This window comes from Streptomyces sp. NPDC056628 (assembly GCF_042792555.1).
Taxonomy (GTDB): Bacteria; Actinomycetota; Actinomycetes; order Streptomycetales; family Streptomycetaceae; genus Streptomyces.
Window position 1 is genome coordinate 223,401 of sequence record NZ_JBHTWG010000004.1, and the last position, 17,537, is coordinate 240,937.

Annotated in this window: 15 protein-coding genes and 1 pseudogene; 9 read left to right on the top strand and 7 right to left on the bottom strand. The window is 71.6% G+C overall.

Annotated elements, in window-relative coordinates; genetic code table 11:
* The first annotated feature begins 107 nt into the window (after positions 1-107).
* Genes pdhA through ACFRAC_RS08630 form a run of 3 tightly spaced genes read left to right on the top strand, consistent with a single transcriptional unit; the run spans position 108 to position 3,691 of the window.
* Complete coding sequence (pdhA, locus tag ACFRAC_RS08620; protein ID WP_382922483.1) at positions 108-1,286, top strand: pyruvate dehydrogenase (acetyl-transferring) E1 component subunit alpha; 1,179 nt, start codon at positions 108-110, stop codon at positions 1,284-1,286.
* A 1-nt stretch (position 1,287) separates the two neighbouring features.
* Positions 1,288-2,268, top strand: coding sequence for an alpha-ketoacid dehydrogenase subunit beta (locus ACFRAC_RS08625; protein WP_382922485.1), 981 nt, complete (start codon positions 1,288-1,290; stop codon positions 2,266-2,268).
* Positions 2,269-2,278: 10 nt separating this feature from the next.
* Positions 2,279-3,691, top strand: a complete 1,413-nt coding sequence (locus tag ACFRAC_RS08630; protein ID WP_382922487.1) for a dihydrolipoamide acetyltransferase family protein — start codon at positions 2,279-2,281, stop codon at positions 3,689-3,691.
* Between the two features lie 75 nt (positions 3,692-3,766).
* Here ACFRAC_RS08630 and ACFRAC_RS08635 read toward each other — a convergent pair.
* Positions 3,767-4,636: pseudogene (locus ACFRAC_RS08635) on the bottom strand (D-alanyl-D-alanine carboxypeptidase family protein); the annotation flags it as partial.
* A gap of 231 nt (positions 4,637-4,867) precedes the next feature.
* Between ACFRAC_RS08635 and ACFRAC_RS08640 the strand changes: the two are divergent.
* Positions 4,868-5,530, top strand: a complete 663-nt coding sequence (locus ACFRAC_RS08640) for a GntR family transcriptional regulator (RefSeq protein WP_382922489.1) — start codon at positions 4,868-4,870, stop codon at positions 5,528-5,530.
* Positions 5,527-6,843 (top strand): nitrate/nitrite transporter, encoded by a 1,317-nt coding sequence (locus ACFRAC_RS08645; RefSeq protein WP_382922491.1) that lies wholly within the window; start codon positions 5,527-5,529, stop codon positions 6,841-6,843. The genes ACFRAC_RS08640 and ACFRAC_RS08645 overlap by 4 nt, the downstream gene beginning before the upstream one ends.
* Position 6,844: 1 nt before the next feature.
* Here ACFRAC_RS08645 and ACFRAC_RS08650 read toward each other — a convergent pair whose 3' ends face one another.
* Positions 6,845-7,630 carry an SAM-dependent methyltransferase gene (locus tag ACFRAC_RS08650; protein ID WP_382922493.1) on the bottom strand — a complete coding sequence of 262 codons (786 nt, stop codon included), beginning with the start codon at positions 7,628-7,630 and terminating at the stop codon, positions 6,845-6,847.
* Between the two features lie 79 nt (positions 7,631-7,709).
* A complete protein-coding gene (locus tag ACFRAC_RS08655) occupies positions 7,710-8,534 on the bottom strand; it encodes a maleylpyruvate isomerase family mycothiol-dependent enzyme (protein WP_382922495.1) in 825 nt (274 codons plus the stop codon).
* Between the two features lie 229 nt (positions 8,535-8,763).
* Between ACFRAC_RS08655 and ACFRAC_RS08660 the strand changes: the two genes are divergently transcribed.
* Entirely contained in the window at positions 8,764-9,558 is a 795-nt protein-coding gene (locus ACFRAC_RS08660; RefSeq protein WP_382922497.1) for a carbon-nitrogen family hydrolase, read from the top strand.
* Between the two features lie 8 nt (positions 9,559-9,566).
* On the opposite strand, the gene ACFRAC_RS08665 is transcribed toward ACFRAC_RS08660, so the two are convergent.
* Positions 9,567-10,064, bottom strand: coding sequence for an LURP-one-related/scramblase family protein (locus ACFRAC_RS08665; RefSeq protein WP_382922499.1), 498 nt, complete (start codon positions 10,062-10,064; stop codon positions 9,567-9,569).
* 89 nt (positions 10,065-10,153) lie between these two features.
* On the opposite strand from ACFRAC_RS08665, the gene ACFRAC_RS08670 reads away from it, so the two are divergent.
* On the top strand, positions 10,154-11,980 hold the full coding sequence (locus ACFRAC_RS08670; protein WP_382922501.1) for an NHL domain-containing thioredoxin family protein: 1,827 nt from the start codon (positions 10,154-10,156) through the stop codon (positions 11,978-11,980).
* Here ACFRAC_RS08670 and ACFRAC_RS08675 read toward each other — a convergent pair.
* The 3 genes from ACFRAC_RS08675 to ACFRAC_RS08685 all read right to left on the bottom strand — a co-directional run bounded on the left by ACFRAC_RS08675 (position 11,968) and on the right by ACFRAC_RS08685 (position 15,583).
* A complete protein-coding gene (locus ACFRAC_RS08675) occupies positions 11,968-12,213 on the bottom strand; it encodes a DUF6458 family protein (protein WP_382922503.1) in 246 nt (81 codons plus the stop codon). The two genes, ACFRAC_RS08670 and ACFRAC_RS08675, sit on opposite strands and share 13 nt — an antisense overlap.
* Positions 12,214-12,299: 86 nt before the next feature.
* Entirely contained in the window at positions 12,300-13,595 is a 1,296-nt protein-coding gene (locus ACFRAC_RS08680; RefSeq protein WP_382922505.1) for a M18 family aminopeptidase, read from the bottom strand.
* Between the two features lie 161 nt (positions 13,596-13,756).
* The gene (locus ACFRAC_RS08685) at positions 13,757-15,583 is read right to left on the bottom strand and encodes an acyl-CoA dehydrogenase (RefSeq protein ID WP_382922507.1); all 1,827 of its coding nucleotides are present in this window, start codon (positions 15,581-15,583) and stop codon (positions 13,757-13,759) included.
* A 194-nt stretch (positions 15,584-15,777) separates the two neighbouring features.
* Between ACFRAC_RS08685 and ACFRAC_RS08690 the strand changes: the two genes are divergently transcribed.
* Together ACFRAC_RS08690 and ACFRAC_RS08695 are read left to right on the top strand one after the other, a co-directional pair.
* Positions 15,778-16,260: an SseB family protein gene (locus tag ACFRAC_RS08690; RefSeq protein ID WP_361345748.1), complete on the top strand. Its 483-nt coding sequence runs from the start codon at positions 15,778-15,780 to the stop codon at positions 16,258-16,260.
* A 179-nt stretch (positions 16,261-16,439) separates the two neighbouring features.
* Positions 16,440-17,420 carry a pirin family protein gene (locus ACFRAC_RS08695; protein WP_382922510.1) on the top strand — a complete coding sequence of 327 codons (981 nt, stop codon included), beginning with the start codon at positions 16,440-16,442 and terminating at the stop codon, positions 17,418-17,420.
* The last annotated feature ends 117 nt before the right edge of the window (positions 17,421-17,537 follow it).

The following is a 17,537-nucleotide window of genomic DNA, read 5'->3' on the forward strand; positions in this document are numbered from 1 at the left end:
GCGTCCGAGGGCCGCAGGTGAGCCGCGCCCCCACGTTCCCACCGCGGAACAGGGGGTAACCCCAGCACCCGGCGAACCCGGGTAGCCGGACCGACGGAGGAGCACACGTGACCGTGGAGAGCACTGCCGCGCGAAAGCCGCGACGCAGCGCCGGTACCAAGAGCACGGCCGGCAAGACCACATCCGCGAGGAAGACGGCGGGCGCCGAACCCGAGCTCGTACAGCTGCTGACGCCCGAGGGCAAGCGCGTCAAGAACGCCGAGTTCGACAAGTATGTCGCCGGCATCACCCCCGAAGAGCTCCGCGGCCTCTACCGCGACATGGTGCTCACCCGCCGCTTCGACGCCGAGGCGACCGCCCTGCAGCGCCAGGGCGAGCTGGGCCTGTGGGCCTCGCTGCTCGGCCAGGAGGCCGCCCAGATCGGCTCCGGCCGCGCCACCCGCGAGGACGACTACGTCTTCCCGACGTACCGCGAGCACGGTGTCGCCTGGTGCCGGGGCGTCGACCCGACCAACCTGCTCGGCATGTTCCGCGGGGTGAACAACGGCGGCTGGGACCCGAACAGCAACAACTTCCAGCTCTACACGATCGTCATCGGCTCCCAGACGCTGCACGCCACCGGCTACGCGATGGGTGTCGCCAAGGACGGCGCGGACAGCGCGGTGATCGCCTACTTCGGCGACGGCGCCTCCAGCCAGGGCGACGTGGCCGAGTCCTTCACCTTCTCCGCGGTCTACAACGCCCCCGTGGTGTTCTTCTGCCAGAACAACCAGTGGGCGATCTCCGAGCCCACCGAGAAGCAGACCCGGGTGCCGCTGTACCAGCGCGCGCAGGGCTACGGCTTCCCCGGCGTCCGCGTCGACGGCAACGACGTCCTGGCCTGCCTCGCCGTGACGAAGTGGGCGCTGGAGCGCGCCCGCAGCGGTGAGGGCCCGACGCTGGTCGAGGCCTACACGTACCGCATGGGCGCCCACACCACCTCCGACGACCCGACCCGGTACCGCGGGGACGAGGAGCGCCTGGCCTGGGAGGCCAAGGACCCGATCCTGCGCCTGCGCGCCTACCTCGAGGCGTCGAACCAGGCGGACGAGGGATTCTTCGCGGAACTGGAGACCGAGAGCGAGGCGTTGGGCAGACGAGTGCGCGAGGCGGTCCGCGCCATGCCGGACCCGGACCGTTTCGCCATCTTCGAGAACGTGTACGCGGACGGGCACGCGCTCGTCGACGAGGAGCGCGCCCAGTTCGCCGCCTACCAGGCGTCGTTCGCGGACGTAGAGGGGGCCTGACATGGCAGCGGAGAAGATGGCTCTGGCCAAGGCGATCAACGAGTCGCTGCGCCACGCCCTGGAGACGGACCCGAAGGTCCTCGTGATGGGTGAGGACGTCGGCAAGCTCGGCGGTGTCTTCCGGGTCACCGACGGCCTGCAGAAGGACTTCGGCGAGAGCCGGGTCATCGACACCCCCCTCGCCGAGTCCGGCATCGTGGGCACCGCGATCGGGCTCGCCCTGCGCGGCTACCGCCCGGTGGTGGAGATCCAGTTCGACGGCTTCGTCTTCCCGGCGTACGACCAGATCGTCACGCAGCTCGCGAAGATGCACGCGCGTTCGCTGGGCAAGGTCAAGCTCCCCGTCGTCGTGCGCATCCCCTACGGCGGCGGCATCGGCGCGGTCGAGCACCACTCGGAGTCCCCGGAGTCGCTGTTCGCGCACGTTGCCGGTCTGAAGATCGTGTCCCCGGCGAACGCGTCCGACGCGTACTGGATGATGCAGCAGGCCATCCAGAGCGACGACCCGGTGATCTTCTTCGAGCCCAAGCGCCGCTACTGGGACAAGGGCGAGGTCCTCACCGACGCGATCCCCGGCCCGCTGCACAAGGCGAAGGTGGTCCGCGAGGGCACCGACCTGACGCTCGCCGCCTACGGCCCCATGGTGAAGACCTGTCTGGAGGTCGCCGCGGCGGCCGCCGAGGAGGGGCGCGACCTGGAGGTCCTGGACCTGCGGTCGGTCTCCCCGCTCGACTTCGACTCCATCCAGACCTCGGTGGAGAAGACCCGCCGGCTGGTCGTGGTCCACGAGGCCCCGGTGTTCTTCGGTTCCGGCGCGGAGATCGCCGCCCGGATCACCGAGCGCTGCTTCTACCACCTGGAGGCCCCGGTGCTCCGGGTCGGCGGCTACCACGCCCCGTACCCGCCGGCGCGCCTGGAGGATGAGTACCTGCCGGGTCTGGACCGGGTGCTCGACGCCGTCGACCGTGCCCTGGCGTACTGAGGAGAGGGTCGTGACGACGATGACAGACGCGTCCGTGCGCGAGTTCAAGATGCCCGACGTCGGTGAGGGACTCACCGAGGCCGAGATCCTCAAGTGGTACGTCCAGCCGGGCGACACCGTCACGGACGGGCAGGTGGTCTGCGAGGTCGAGACCGCCAAGGCGGCCGTCGAGCTGCCCATCCCCTACGACGGCGTGGTCCGCGCCCTGCACTTCCCCGAGGGCACGACGGTCGACGTCGGCACGTCGATCATCGCGGTGGACGTCTCCGGCGGGGCGGCCCCGGCCGCCGAGGAGCCGGCCGCGCCGCCGCAGGAGGAGGAGACCGAGCCGCAGGGCCGCCAGCCGGTGCTCGTCGGCTACGGCGTCTCCGCCTCGTCCACCAAGCGCCGCCCGCGCAAGGGCGCCGAGGTGCCGCGCCAGGAGCCCGAGCCGGCGGCGCGGGCCCTCCAGGCCGAGCTGAACGGCCACGGCCACGGCCACGGCCACGGCGCCGCCGCCGCGCCCGCCCAGGCCCGGCCGCTGGCCAAGCCGCCGGTGCGCAAGCTGGCGAAGGACCTGGGCGTCGACCTGGCGACGGTGACCCCGACCGGTCCCGACGGCATCATCACCCGTGAGGACGTGCACGCCGCGGTGGCGCCGCAGGCCCCGGCCGCCGAGCCGGTGCCCGCAGCCCCCCAGGCGCCGGCCGCCGCCGCGGCGCCCGTCGCCTCGTACGACGGCGCCCGGGAGACCCGGGTCCCGGTCAAGGGCGTCCGCAAGGCCACGGCTGCGGCGATGGTGGGCTCGGCGTTCACGGCCCCGCATGTCACGGAGTTCGTGACCGTGGACGTGACACGGACCCTGAAGCTGGTCGAGGAGCTGAAGGCGGACAAGGAGTTCGCCGGGCTGCGAGTGAACCCGCTGCTGCTGATCTCCAAGGCCCTGCTGGTCGCGATCAAGCGCAACCCGGACGTCAACGCGTCCTGGGACGAGGCGAACCAGGAGATCGTGCGCAAGCACTATGTGAACCTGGGCATCGCGGCGGCGACCCCGCGCGGGCTGATCGTGCCGAACATCAAGGACGCCGACGCCAAGACGCTGCCGCAGCTGGCGGAGGCGCTGGGCGAGCTGGTGTCGACGGCGCGGGAGGGCAGGACCAGCCCCGCCGCGATGCAGGGCGGCACGGTCACCATCACCAACGTCGGCGTCTTCGGCGTCGACACCGGCACCCCGATCCTCAACCCGGGCGAGTCCGCGATCCTCGCGGTCGGTGCGATCAAGCCCCAGCCGTGGGTGCACAAGGGCAAGGTGAAGCCGCGTCAGGTCACCACGCTGGCGCTGAGCTTCGACCACCGCCTGGTCGACGGCGAGCTGGGCTCCAAGGTGCTCGCGGACGTGGCGGCGATCCTGGAGCAGCCCAAGCGGCTGATCACCTGGGCGTGATCCCCGCAGGACGCTGAAAGGGGCGGCCCCCGCGCGGTGGCCGCCCCGTTGGCGGCTCGCCGAAGGTGAGCGGTTCTTGGCGTAGCCCTTGGTGTTGTGCGTCTTCTCGTCCCCCGGGGGGGTTGCGTACGGGGGGGCGGTGAGCACGGTGCCGATCACGGACTCGCCGTTGAGGGTGGCCGCGAAGACGAGGCAGTACTTCGCCTCGGTGCCCGAGCCGGTCTTCACGCCGAGCGTGCCGTTCCAGCCGAGCAGGGTGTTGGTGTTGTTCCACGCCGCCATCGTGCGGGTGGAGCCGGTCTTGGTGACGGTCTTCGCCGTGTAGGACTTCGTCTTGACGACGGTCTTGAACGTCGAGGAGCTCATCGCGCTGCGGGCCAGCTTGGTCAGGTCGCGCGGGGTCGAGTAGTTCGAGCCGTTGCTGATGCCGTCGAACGAGTCGAAGTGCGTGTTCGTCATGCCCAGGCTCTGGGCCATGGTGTTCATCTTGCCGATGAACGACTTCACGCGGGCGTTGACCGTGGAGCCGGTGCCGAACTTGTCGGCGAGCGTCATCGCGGCGTCGCAGCCGGACTTGAGCATCATCCCGTACAGCAGCTGACGGACGGTGACCTTGTCACCGACGATCAGGTTCGCGGAGGACGCCCCCTTGGCGACGATGTAGTTGCTGACCTCCTTCTTTATGGTCACCTTCGTGTCGAGGTTGAGGTTCGACTGCGACAGGACCACCTTCGCGGTCATGACCTTCGTCGTGGACGCGGTCAGTCGCTTCGTGTCCGCCGCCTTCGAGAAGAGCGTCTGGCCGTTGGCGCTGTTCATCAGGAACCCGCCCTTGGCATTGATCGAGGGCGTGGTGACGGCCTGCGCGGGCGCCGCGGTGAGGGCGCCGGAGGCGAGGACCGCGCCGGTCGTGAGGACGACGGCGGCGGCCCTGCGAACACGCATGCCCTTGTGTGCAGTTATCAACTGATTTACCCCGATTACGTCTTATGCCCCTGCGGTGCGGCCGAGTTGGAGGGGAAGAAAGTGGGGCCGCACGTGTGTGACACGTAAGTAGCACACATGGTTGTGCCGCCGCTGGTTCGGACGGTGCTTCTTTGCCGGGAGATTCCACCGGACGGGTCCGTATCGTGGACCGTTCCGCCGTTGCGTACGTGTTGTATCTATGCTGTAGGCATGCCTACCGCCCCGCCTGCCCCCGTGAAGCAGCCGCCCGCAGCCGACCGTGTCTACCGGCATGTGAAACAGGGCGTCCTGGAGCGGCGCTACGAGGGCGGCACGCTCCTCACCGAGGGTGAGCTCGCCGACGCCGTCGGTGTCTCCCGCACCCCGGTCCGCGAGGCGCTGCTGCGGCTGGAGGCCGAGGGGCTGCTCAAGCTCTACCCGAAGAAGGGCGCCCTGGTCCTGCCGGTCTCCGCGCAGGAGATCAAGGACGTCGTGGAGACGCGCATGCTCGTCGAGGAGCACGCGGCGCGCAAGGCCGTCCCCGCTCCCCCCGGGCTCCTCGCCCGCCTGGAGGAACTGCTCGACCGGCAGAAGGCCCAGGCCGCCGCAGGCGACTTCGCCGCGGCCGCCGTCACCGACCGCTGCTTCCACGCCGAGATCGTCCGCAGCGGCGGCAACGAGATCCTCTCCCGCCTCTACGACCAGCTCCGCGACCGGCAGCTGCGCATGGGCGTCGCCGTGATGCACTCCCACCCCGACCGGATCGCCAAGACGCTCAGCGAGCACGAGGAGATCCTCACGGCGCTGCGCTCCGGCGACCCGGGGGCGGCCGTCGAGCTGGTCCACCGGCACGTCGACTGGTTCTCCCACCTCGCGCGGGGGGAGGAACGATGAAGCCGGCCACCAGCCTGCCCGGCGGCCCTTCTCCGGAGCGGGCGCCCCTGGGCGGCCGCCGCGCGATCGCCGTCTGGGGCATCGGCGTCTCCGTCTACTTCGTCGCCGTCATCTTCCGCACCTCGCTGGGGGTCGCCGGACTCGACGCGGCCGACCGCTTCGACGTGAACGCCTCCGCCCTGTCGACGTTCTCGATCCTCCAGCTGCTCGTGTACGCGGGCATGCAGATACCCGTCGGCCTGCTCGTCGACCGGCTCGGCACCAAGAAGGTGCTCGCCATGGGTGCCGTGCTCTTCACCGCGGGACAGCTCGCCTTCGCCTTCTCCCCGTCGTACGGCATGGCCCTCGCCTCCCGCGCCCTGCTGGGCTGCGGCGACGCGCTGACGTTCATCAGCGTCCTCAGGCTGGGCACCCGCTGGTTCCCGGCCCGGAGCGGCCCGCTGGTCGCCCAGCTCGCCGGCCTCGTCGGCATGGCGGGCAACCTCGTCTCCACCCTGGTCCTGGCCCGGCTGCTGCACGGCGTCGGCTGGACCGCGGCCTTCGCGGGCAGCGCGGGCGCGGGCGTCGTGGTGCTCGTGCTGACCCTGCTGTTCCTCAAGGACCACCCCGAGGGCCACGAACCGGAGCCCCTGCCGCACCAGGGCGCCGCCTACGTCCGCCGCCAGATCGCCGCGTCCTGGCGGGAGCCCGGCACCCGGCTGGGCATGTGGGTGCACTTCACGACGCAGTTCCCGGCGATGGTGTTCCTGCTGCTGTGGGGGCTGCCGTTCCTGGTCGAGGCGCAGGGCCTGACCCGCGCCACCGCCGGTGAGCTGCTCACCCTCGTCGTCCTGTCCAACATGGCCGTCGGCCTCGTCTACGGACAGGTCGTCGCCCGGCACCACGGCGCCCGGCTGCCGCTCGCCCTCGGCACGGTCGCCGCCACCGCAGTGCTGTGGGCGACGACCCTGGCCTGGCCCGGCGACACGGCACCGATGGCGCTGCTCGTCGTGCTGTGCGTGGTCCTCGGTGCCTGCGGACCGGCCTCCATGCTCGGTTTCGACTTCGCCCGCCCGGCCAACCCGCCCGCGCGGCAGGGCACCGCCTCCGGCATCACCAACATGGGTGGCTTCATCGCCTCCATGACGACGCTGTTCGCGGTCGGTGTGCTGCTCGACGCCACCGGCGACGACTACCGGATCGCCTTCTCGGCCGTCTTCGTCCTCCAGGCCCTCGGCGTCAGCCAGATCCTGCGCCTGCGCGGACGCGCCGCCCGCCGCGAGCGGGAACGCCTGGTCGCCAGCCGTGTGGAGACCGTGCACGTCCCCGCCTGAGTCACCGCGCGGGCACCAGCGTGAGATACGCGAGCCCGAGGATGCCGCGGTAGCTCATCCACTGGGCGCGGTGCCGGTCGAGGCGCTCGCGCGTCTCGGCCGCCCGGGGATGGTCCGGGTGGCCGGCCAGCCACACCTCGGCGTCCGCCTGGTACGCCGACTCGAACTCCTCCCACTCACCCGCGTCCGCCGTCTCCGTCCACTCCGGACGGAAACCGGCCTCCACCGCGAGGTCCAGCAGGGTGCCCAGGTCGTGGTGGTCGGCGTCGCTCGCGCCCGGCCACATGCCCGCGAGCTCGGCCTCGGTCGGCGGACGCTGCCAGAAGCCCTCCCCGAGCAGTACCCGCCCCCCGTCGGCGACCAGGCCGCGCAGCGCCCGCAGCGCCTCGGCGGTGTGCCCGGGCGGCTCCAGGGTGGTGAGGGCCTGGCTGGAGCCGACGCACAGCACCAGGTCGGCCGGGCCACGGGACGTCCCCGTAGCCGACTCCGCCACGAACTCCGCCCGTCCGGCCAGCCCGCGCTCCTCGGCTGAGCGCCGCCCCCGGGCCAGGTCCTGCGCGTTCAGGTCGATCCCGACCCCGGTGGCCCCCGGCACCGCCTGAAGGACCCGCAGCATCAACTCGCCCCAGCCGCAGCCGATGTCCAGGACGGTGGCGGGACCCGTGCGGGCCAGCCGCTCGACCAGCCGGCCGGCGCGGTGCTCGGACAGCGGGCCGTGGAAGGTCAGCCGGGTCAGCCGTGGCGGCTCGGCGGAAGGGTGCGCGGGGTGCGTGTCGGTCTCGGTCACGGCGGGGACGGTAGCCGGGACCGGGGCGGCGGCGACAGTGGATTTCGGCCCGCCGCCGCGTCCCGCCGCCCGCGACGGGCTACTGGGTGACCGTGAAGTTCCGCAGGATGGCCGCCGTCAGATCGGGGTCGCCCTCGGTCTTCACCCGGTCCGCCACCGCCTCCGGCGTGACCCGGCCGCAGGCCAGCCGTACGAACGTCTCCCAGTCCAGGCTCAGCGAGGCGGCCGGGCCCAGGGCCGGGGCCGTCTCCAGGGTGCCCCGGCCCTGGATGTCGATCCGGATCGTGCGCAGGAACTCCACCGGGCCGTGCACGTCGAGCACGATCGCCGAACTGCGGGGGGCGTCCACCTTCGTGGCCATGACGTCCGGCATCCGGCCGAGCAGCACGTCCCGGGCGACGAGCGCGCCGGGGGAGTCCAGGTTCCCGGGGCGGCCCAGCGCGGCGCGCAGGTCCTGCTCGTGCGCCCACACGGCGAAGGCGTGGGTGCGCATGGCCTCCTCCAGGGTCAGCTCCGCGCCCAGCGGGCCGCGCACCTTGGTGCCGGGGTCACGGCTCTCGTTCCGCAGCTGGCGGTTGCGGCGGATGACCGTGTACTCCAGCTCCGACGTCATCTCCGGCGCCGTGTGGTGACGGCGGACGTCGACCTGCATCTCCATGTAGCGCTGGTGGTCGTTGGTCACGTGGAAGAGGTCGCGCGGCAGCGTGTGGATGGGGCGCGGGTCGCCCAGCATCTCGCAGTCCAGCCCGATGACATGGGAGACGACGTCGCGGACCGACCAGCCGGGGCAGGGGGTGCGCCGGTTCCACTCCCCTTCGACGAGCGGTGTCACCAGTTCGGATATCGCTTCGATGGAGTGGGTCCAGGCGTCGGCGTAGGGCTGGAGGGTGGGATGCAGACTCACGGAACGGGACCCCTCGGCGGTTGGTACGTCGGTTCGCGGGCAGGTTCTGGCGGCGGTGCCAGTGGGCGGCGGCGGCTGTCGGCGGGTGTCTCGGCGGTCCCCCGCGTTCTCGGCTGCGCTCGAACAGGGGGGACCCCCAAAGTTACGCTGCTGTGAGGCACCCCGGCAGTGCTTTCGTGTGACGATCGTAGGCCCGTGTGGACGGCTCGAATGCCAGGACGGTGGTAGTGTGCGCGCCTCTTTGCTCCAGATCGATGTGAATGAGGACGAATCGGTGGAATCGCGCCGGGTGAGGGTTGCCTCCCTGGTACGAGATCAAGCCGGAGCGGATCTCGTCGTCCTGCCCGAGCTGTGGACCACCGGCGCCTTCGCCTACGAGGAGTTCGGCACCGAGGCCGAACCGCTCGAAGGACCCACGTACGAGGTCATGGCCAAGGCGGCGAGCGACGCCGGTGTCTGGCTGCACGCCGGGTCCGTCCCCGAACGCGATCCGGACGGACCGCTCTACAACACGTCCCTGGTCTTCTCCCCCTCGGGAGACCTGGCCGCCGCCTACCGCAAGATCCACCGGTTCGGCTTCGACAAGGGCGAGGCCGTCCTGATGGGCGCGGGCCGGGACCTCGTGACGGTCCGGCTGCCCGACACCACGCTGGGCCTCGCCACCTGCTACGACCTGCGCTTCCCCGAACTCTTCCGCGGCCTCGCCGACGCCGGCGCCGAGACCCTCGTCGTCCCCGCCGGCTGGCCCGAGCGCCGCCGGGCGCACTGGACGCTGCTCGCCCAGGCCCGTGCCGTGGAGAACCAGGCGTACGTGCTCGCCTGCGGGACGGCCGGGACGCACGCGGGAGTTCCCCAGGCCGGTCACTCGATCGTGGTGGACCCCTGGGGCGAGGTCCTGGCCCAGGCCGGGCCCGGCGAACAGGTCCTCACCGTGGAGTTCGACCCCGGCCGGGTCGCGGTGACGCGGGATCAGTTCCCGGCCCTGAAGGACCGCGTGCTCGGACTCGCCCCGCCCCGGCGCTGAGCCGCGGCTCAGTCGTCCCCGCGCTCCTTCTCCGCGAGGTGGATCACACATACCGCCACCGCGATCAGGAGCGCCGGGTCGGCGTCATCGCGCACGACGTCCACGCCGTACGTGTCCCGGACGTGCAGCCGGCGGCGCGAGACGACGGCCAGCAGCTCCCCGTCGTACTCGACGGCGAACTCCCGGTCGAGGATCTTGCCGCTGACGTCGAGCTCGGTGCTGCCGTCCGCGAGCGCCACCCGGTAGTGGTTGCGCAGCAGCGACAGCCGTTTGCGCCGGATCGTCGCCAGCGGCCGGCCGTCCCGCTCGATCACCATGGTGTCGCGCAGCGCGAGCATCTTCTGGTGGATGTCGATGAGGACGCGTCCCCGCACGTCCTTCAGCTCGAAGGTGTCCCGCAGCCGCATGGCCTTGCCGTCGACGAGGAAGACCTTCTCCCCGCGGTCGTCCTCGATCCAGTAGTCGTCCCCGAAGCCGAGCAGCCGGTCCCGCACGAGAAATCTCATGTCACGAGGGCTTCCCCGCCGCCCGCCCCGGAACCCACGCGTGTAGGCCGACGGGCTGAGTCCGGCGCGGCCGGTGGCACTGTGGGGGGATGACCGACTCCGCACCCCGGCGCGCCCGCGTCCGCGCCCCCGAGCCGGCCGGGGCGGGTGGCTGGCTCAACACGGGCGGCCGCGCGTACCGCCTGGCCGACCTGCGCGGACGGATCGTGCTGCTCGACTTCTGGACGGCGGGCTGCGTCAACTGCCAGCACGTCATCGACGAGCTGCGCGAGCTGGAGGCCGGGCACCCGGACACCCTCGTCGTGGTCGGGGTGCACTCGCCGAAGTTCGCGCACGAGACCGAGCACACGGCCGTCGCCGCCGCCGTGGAGCGGTACGGGGTGGAGCACCCGGTGCTGGACGATCCCGGGCTCGAGACCTGGAAGCAGTACGCGGTGCGGGCGTGGCCGACGCTCGCCGTGATCGACCCGGAGGGGTACGTCGTCGCGCAGCACTCCGGCGAGGGGCACGTACAGGCCGTCGAACGACTGGTGACGGAGCTGGAGGCGGAGCACGCGGCGAAGGGCACGCTGCGGCGCGGGGACGGGCCGTACGTGCCGCCGGAGCCGCAGCCGACGGAGCTGCGCTTCCCGGGGAAGGCCGTGGCGCTGCCCGGCGGGGGGTTCCTGGTGAGCGACACCTCCCGGCACCGGCTGGTGGAGTTCGCCGAGGACGGGGAGAGCGTCGTGCGGCGGATCGGCTCGGGGGTGCGCGGGTTCGCCGACGGTCCGGCGGGCTCGGCGTCGTTCAGCGAGCCGCAGGGGCTGCTGCTCCTGGACGACGGTTCGGTGCTCGTCGCCGACACCGTCAACCACGCGCTGCGCCGCGTCGGCCTCGCGACCGGCGAGGTGACGACGGTGGCGGGCACCGGGCGGCAGTGGTGGCGGGGGGCGGCCACGGCGGGTCCGGCGCGGGAGGTGGACCTGTCCTCGCCGTGGGACGTGGCGCTGTTCGCCGGGCGGGTGTGGATCGCCATGGCCGGTGTCCACCAGCTGTGGACGTACGACCCGGTGGCGGGGACCGTCGAGGTGGCGGCGGGGACGAGGGACGAGGGGCTCGTCGACGGCCCGGCGGACCAGGCGTGGTTCGCGCAGCCGTCGGGGCTCGCCGTGTCACCGGACGGGGAGCGGCTGTGGGTGGCCGACGCGGAGACGAGCGCGCTGCGCTGGGTGGACCGGCGGGGTGTGGTGCGCACGGCGGTCGGCACCGGTCTGTTCGACTTCGGGCACCGCGACGGTCCGGCCGGGCAGGCGCTGCTCCAGCATCCGCTGGGCGTCACGGCGCTCGCGGACGGCTCGGTCGCGGTCAGCGACACCTACAACGACGCGCTGCGCCGCTACGACCCGGCGACCGGCGAGGTCTCCACGCCGGCCACGGATCTGCGGGAGCCGACGGGCGCGGTGGCGGTGGGCGGGGACGTCGTGGTCGTGGAGTCGGGCCGGCACCGGCTGACCCGGCTGCGGCTGCCGGAGGAGGCCGTACGGGGAGCGGAGCGCCCTACGCGGCGGGCGGTGACGGAAGTGGCCCCCGGCGAGGTGGTGCTGGACGTGCTCTTCGAGGCGCCCGCGGGGCAGCGCCCGGACGACCGGTACGGGCCGCCGGCCCGGCTGCTGGTGTCCGCGACGCCGCAGCGGCTGCTGCGCACGGGTGAGGGTGCGGGGACGTCACTCTCCCGCACCCTCGTGTTCGACCCGTCCGCCGGGGCCGGCGTCCTGCACGTCTCGGCGAGCGTGGCGTCCTGCGACGACGATCCCTCGGTCCCGTATCCGGCCTGCCGTCTGCACCAGCGCGACTGGGACATCCCCGTCCGGCCGGCCGGCGGGGGCGCCGGCCGGTTGCCGCTGGTGTTCGCGGGGCCGGACGGTCAGACGCCGTAGCCGCCGTTGTAGCCGTCCCGCCGGTGGGGGTCCTCGCCGACGACCGGGGTCGTGGGCGGCACCACCACGCGCTTGCGCCGGGCGATGCTGCTGAAGGTCGTGACGCCGATGAGGCCCACGATCATCAGGATGACCCCGACCAGGTCGAGGTTCACCGCGTCCATCTCCCAGTCGGTCGCGAACGTGAGGATGGCTCCCGCGGCGATGAGGATGATGCACCCGCCGAGGCCCATGAGTGTCGCCTCCTGTCCGGCCCGGACGTTCCGGCCCGGACCTCCGGGTACCCCGGCCCGGGGCGTCCATGCGGCACCCGTCCCAACTAGCCCTCCAGGAAGGCCGCCAGGGAGTTGGCGAGCAGCCACGGGTCGTCGACGCCGCACAACTCCCGTGCGCTGTGCATGGAGAGGATCGCGACGCCGATGTCGACCGTGCGGATGCCGTGCCGGGCGGCGGTGATGGGACCGATGGTGGTGCCGCACGGCATGGAGTTGTTGGACACGAAGGACTGGAAGGGGACGTCCGCCTTCTCGCAGACCGCCGCCCACACGGCACGGCCCGAACCGTCCGTCGCGTAGCGGTTGTTGACGTTGACCTTGAGGATGGGGCCGCCGTTGACGCGCGGGTGGTGCGTGGGGTCGTGCCGCTCGGCGTAGTTGGGGTGGACGGCGTGGCCGGTGTCGGAGGAGAGACAGATGGTGCCGGCGAAGGCGCGGGCCCTGTCCTCGTAGGAGCCGCCGCGGGCGAACACCGAGCGTTCCAGGACGCCGCCGAGCAGCGGTCCGTCGGCGCCGGTGTCGCTCTGGGAGCCGTTCTCCTCGTGGTCGAAGGCGGCGAGCACCGGGATGCAGGGCAGCTCGGCGCCGGAACCGGCCACGGCGGTCAGCGCGGCGGTGCCGGCGTGGACGGAGAGCAGGTTGTCCATCCGGGGGCCGGCGAGGAGTTCCTTGTCGCGGCCCAGGTAGGCGGGGGGCTCGACGGGGTGGACCATGAGGTCCCAGCCGGTGACCTCGCCGGGAGCGATGCCGGCGGTCTCCTCCAGGAAGGCGATCAGGTCGCCGTCGCGGGCGTCGCCGAGGCCCCACACGGGCTGCAGGTGGCGCTGCTTGTCGAGCTTGAGGCCGTCCGTGGAGACCGCGCGGTCGAGGTGGATGGCGAGCTGGGGGACGCGCAGCAGGGGGCGGTCGACGTTCACCAGCCGGGTCGAGCCGTCCCGCAGGGTGAGCCGGCCGGCGAGGCCGAGGTCGCGGTCGAGCCAGGAGTTGAGCAGCGGTCCGCCGTAGATCTCGACGGCGACCTGCCGCCAGCCGTGCGCGCCGGTGTCGGGCAGCGGCTTGACGCGCAGGTTGGGGGAGTCGGTGTGGGCGCCGATGATCCGGAACGGCGTGTGGGGTGCCGCGCCCTCGGGGACGTACCAGGCGACGATGGCGCCGCCGCGCAGCACGTACTTGCCGCCGCTCGACCCGTCCCAGGTGTCCGTCTCGGCGACCTGGCGGAAACCGGCCTTCTCGAGCCGTTCGGCGGTGTTCGCCACGGCGTGGTACGGCGACGGGCTCGCCACGAGGAAGGACATCAGGTCGTCGGTGTGGCCGCGGTCGAAGCGGGGGGGTGCGCTCATGGGTTCACCTTAACGACGTGCGAGGGCCCGCTCCCGGGGAAGGGGAGCGGGCCCTCGTGCGGGCGATGGGGATTGTCCGTGAGTGACGGGAACGGCCCGTTGCCGGTGAGCCGTTCCCGCGCGGGCCGGTCCTAGGTGAGCCGTTCCCGCGCGGGCCGGTCCTAGAAGGCGGCCTCGTCCAGCTCCATCAGGTCCAGCTCGATGCCCTCGGCGAGCTTGCGCGCGCCGGTCACGCCGGGCAGGACGTTGGCCGCGAAGAACTTCGCCGCCGCGATCTTGCCGGTGTAGAACGCCTTGTCCTTGGCGGAGGCGTTCGGGAGCTTCTCGGCGGCGATCGCGGCGCCCTTGAGCAGCAGGTAGCCGACGACGACGTCACCGGAGGCCATCAGCAGGCGGGTGGTGTTCAGGCCGACCTTGTAGATGTTCTTGACGTCCTGCTCGGTGGCCGCGAGGTCGGTGAGCATGAGGCCGACGATGGCCTCCAGCTCGACGGCGGCCTTGGCCAGGTGCTCGCGGGCGCCCGCCAGCTCCTCGCCGCCCTCGCCGACCGCCAGGAACTTCTTGATGTCCTCGGCGAGCGAGTTCAGGGCCGCGCCCTGGTTGCGGACGATCTTCCGGAAGAAGAAGTCCTGGCCCTGGATGGCGGTGGTGCCCTCGTACAGGGTGTCGATCTTGGAGTCCCGGATGTACTGCTCGATCGGGTACTCCTGCAGGAAGCCGGAGCCGCCGAAGGTCTGCAGCGACTGGGCGAGCTGCTCGTAGGCCTTCTCGGAGCCGTAGCCCTTGACGATCGGCAGGAGCAGGTCGTTCAGCGCGTGCTCGGTCTTGGCGTCCTCGCCGTTCGCCTCCTTGACCTGGATGGCGTCCTGGACGGAGGCGGTGTACATCACCAGGGCGCGCATGCCCTCCGCGTACGCCTTCTGCGTCATGAGGGCGCGGCGCACGTCGGGGTGGTGGGTGATGGTGACCTTGGGCGCGGTCTTGTCCATGAAGTTCGCCAGGTCGGGGCCCTGGACGCGCTCCTTGGCGTACTCCAGCGCGTTGAGGTAGCCCGTCGACAGCGTGGAGATCGCCTTCGTGCCGACCATCATGCGGGCGAACTCGATGATGCGGAACATCTGGCGGATGCCGTCGTGCCGGTCGCCGATCAGCCAGCCCTTGGCGGGGTGCTTGTCGCCGAACGTCATCTCGCACGTGTTGGACGCCTTCAGGCCCATCTTGTGCTCGACGTTCGTGGCGTAGACGCCGTTGCGCTCGCCCAGCTCGCCGGTCTCGAAGTCGAAGAGGTACTTCGGGACGAGGAAGAGGGACAGGCCCTTGGTGCCGGGGCCGGCGCCCTCGGGGCGGGCCAGCACGTAGTGGAGGATGTTCTCCGACATGTCGTGCTCACCGGAGGTGATGAAGCGCTTCACGCCCTCGATGTGCCAGGAGCCGTCCTCCTGCTGCACGGCCTTGGTGCGGCCGGCGCCCACGTCCGAGCCGGCGTCCGGCTCGGTGAGGACCATCGTGGAGCCCCACTGCTTCTCCGTGGCGATCTTCGCGATGTGCTTCTGGACCTCGTTGCCCTCCTCGAAGAGGATGCCCGCGAAGGCGGGGCCCGAGGAGTACATCCACACGGCCGGGTTGGCGCCCAGGATCAGCTCGGCGTAGGCCCAGATGAGAGAGCGGGGCGCGGTGGTGCCGCCGATCTCCTCGGGCAGGCCGAGACGCCAGTACTCGGAGTCCATGAAGGCCTGGTAGCTCTTCTTGAAGGACGCGGGGACGGGCGCGGTGTTGGTCTCCGGGTCGAAGACCGGCGGGTTGCGGTCCGCGTCGGCGAAGGACTCCGCGAGCTCGTTCTCGGAGAGGCGGGTCAGCTCCTCCAGGATGCTCTTCGCGGTCTCGACGTCCATCTCCTCGAACGGACCCGTGCCGTACAGCTTGTCGCGTCCGAGTACTTCGAAGAGGTTGAACTCGATGTCGCGGAGGTTCGACTTGTAGTGCCCCATGGTCACGGCTCCGTAGCGGGTCGGCGAGGCACTGGATCCTCGCGCTAGTTCACGTACCAGCAAGTAGCTACGATGATGCTACCCGCCAGTAATAAGACGCAACCCCGATCCCCGATCTGTGACAGGTCCCACCGGATCGACCTTGGTGGCCGTACCGGTCCACGGGCCCGGCGGGGCTGGGTACGCTTGCGCGCATGTATGGATACGGCCAGCCCATGGACGGGGGAGCCGCGCAGCAGCAGTACGCCCCGCCGCAGCAGCCCATGGCCGGTGGCGTCGGTGGGTACGGCCAGCAGTCGCCGCTCTACCCCGAGCCGTCCCCGCCCTCGCTCGCGGACGCGGTGCGCGCCTTCACCACGGGCCAGGTGACGGCCGAGGACTTTCAGCAGGTCTTCGCGACCTCGAAGGTCTACTGCCCGCGCGGTGACAACCCGGGCTTCCTCGCCCTGCACAACACCCAGCAGCCGGTGATCCCGATGTTCACCTCGCTCAAGGAGTTGCGCCGGTACGCGGGCAAGGAGTCCAAGTACTTCGTCATCACCGGCGCCGAGGTGATCGACCTGCTGCCGACCGGCTACGGCTTCGTCCTCGACATGGAGGGCGAGCACCGCATGGTCTTCGACGCGAAGGCGGTCGAGCAGATGGTCGAGTTCGCCATGCGCCGTATGTACGGCTAGAACACACCGGACCAGGTGGGCCGGAGCCGGGGATCCCGGCGCGGCCACCCGGCTCGTGCTGTCACACTGAGCCGCTTTCCCGGATCAAGCGCCCGGAGGGAATGCCTCCGGGCTTTGTGCGTTCGGGGTGGCAGAAAGTTCAACGCTCAACTAAACTGGCCGCACAAGGAGGTACCGACATGCCTGCAGTGACCGTCGAGAACCCGCTGACGCTGCCCCGTGTAGCCGCGCCCGCGGAGGCCGTGGCCCGTCCTGTGCTCACCGTCACGACCGCGCCGAGCGGTTTCGAGGGCGAGGGCTTCCCGGTGCGCCGCGCGTTCGCCGGGATCAACTACCGTCATCTGGACCCGTTCATCATGATGGACCAGATGGGTGAGGTGGAGTACGCGCCGGGCGAGCCCAAGGGAACCCCCTGGCACCCGCACCGCGGCTTCGAGACCGTCACCTACATCATCGACGGGATCTTCGACCACCAGGACAGCAACGGCGGCGGTGGCACGATCACCAACGGCGACACCCAGTGGATGACCGCGGGCTCGGGCCTCCTGCACATCGAGGCCCCGCCGGAGTCCCTCGTCATGTCCGGCGGTCTCTTCCACGGCCTGCAGCTGTGGGTGAACCTCCCGGCCAGGGACAAGATGATGGCCCCGCGCTACCAGGACATCCGCGGCGGCAACGTCCAGCTGCTCACCACCACCGACGGCGGCGCGCTGCTGCGGGTCATCGCCGGTGAGCTGGACGGGCACGCCGGACCCGGCATCACGCACACGCCGATCACGATGATCCACGCGACGGTGGCGCCGGGCGCCGAGGTCACCCTGCCGTGGCGCGAGGACTTCAACGGGCTGGCGTACGTGCTCGCCGGCCGGGGCTCGGTCGGTGCCGAGCGGCGGCCGATCCACCTGGGCCAGACCGCGGTCTTCGGCGCCGGTGGTTCGCTGACCGTCCGCGCCGACGAGAAGCAGGACTCCCACACGCCCGACCTGGAGGTCGTGCTCCTGGGCGGACAGCCCATCCGTGAGCCGATGGCCCACTACGGCCCGTTCGTGATGAACACCAAGGACGAGCTGATGCAGGCCTTCGAGGACTTCCAGAAGGGCCGCCTGGGCACCGTCCCCGCGGTGCACGGCATGAGCGCCGCCGGACCCGCGCAGGACTGACGGACGCGGCACGAGGCCCGGGGGGGCCCCCCCCGGGGGGGGGGGGCGGGCGGGGCCCGCGGTGTTCGCCCCCCCCGGGCCCCCCCCCCCCCACCCCCCCCCCCCCCGCACGGCCGG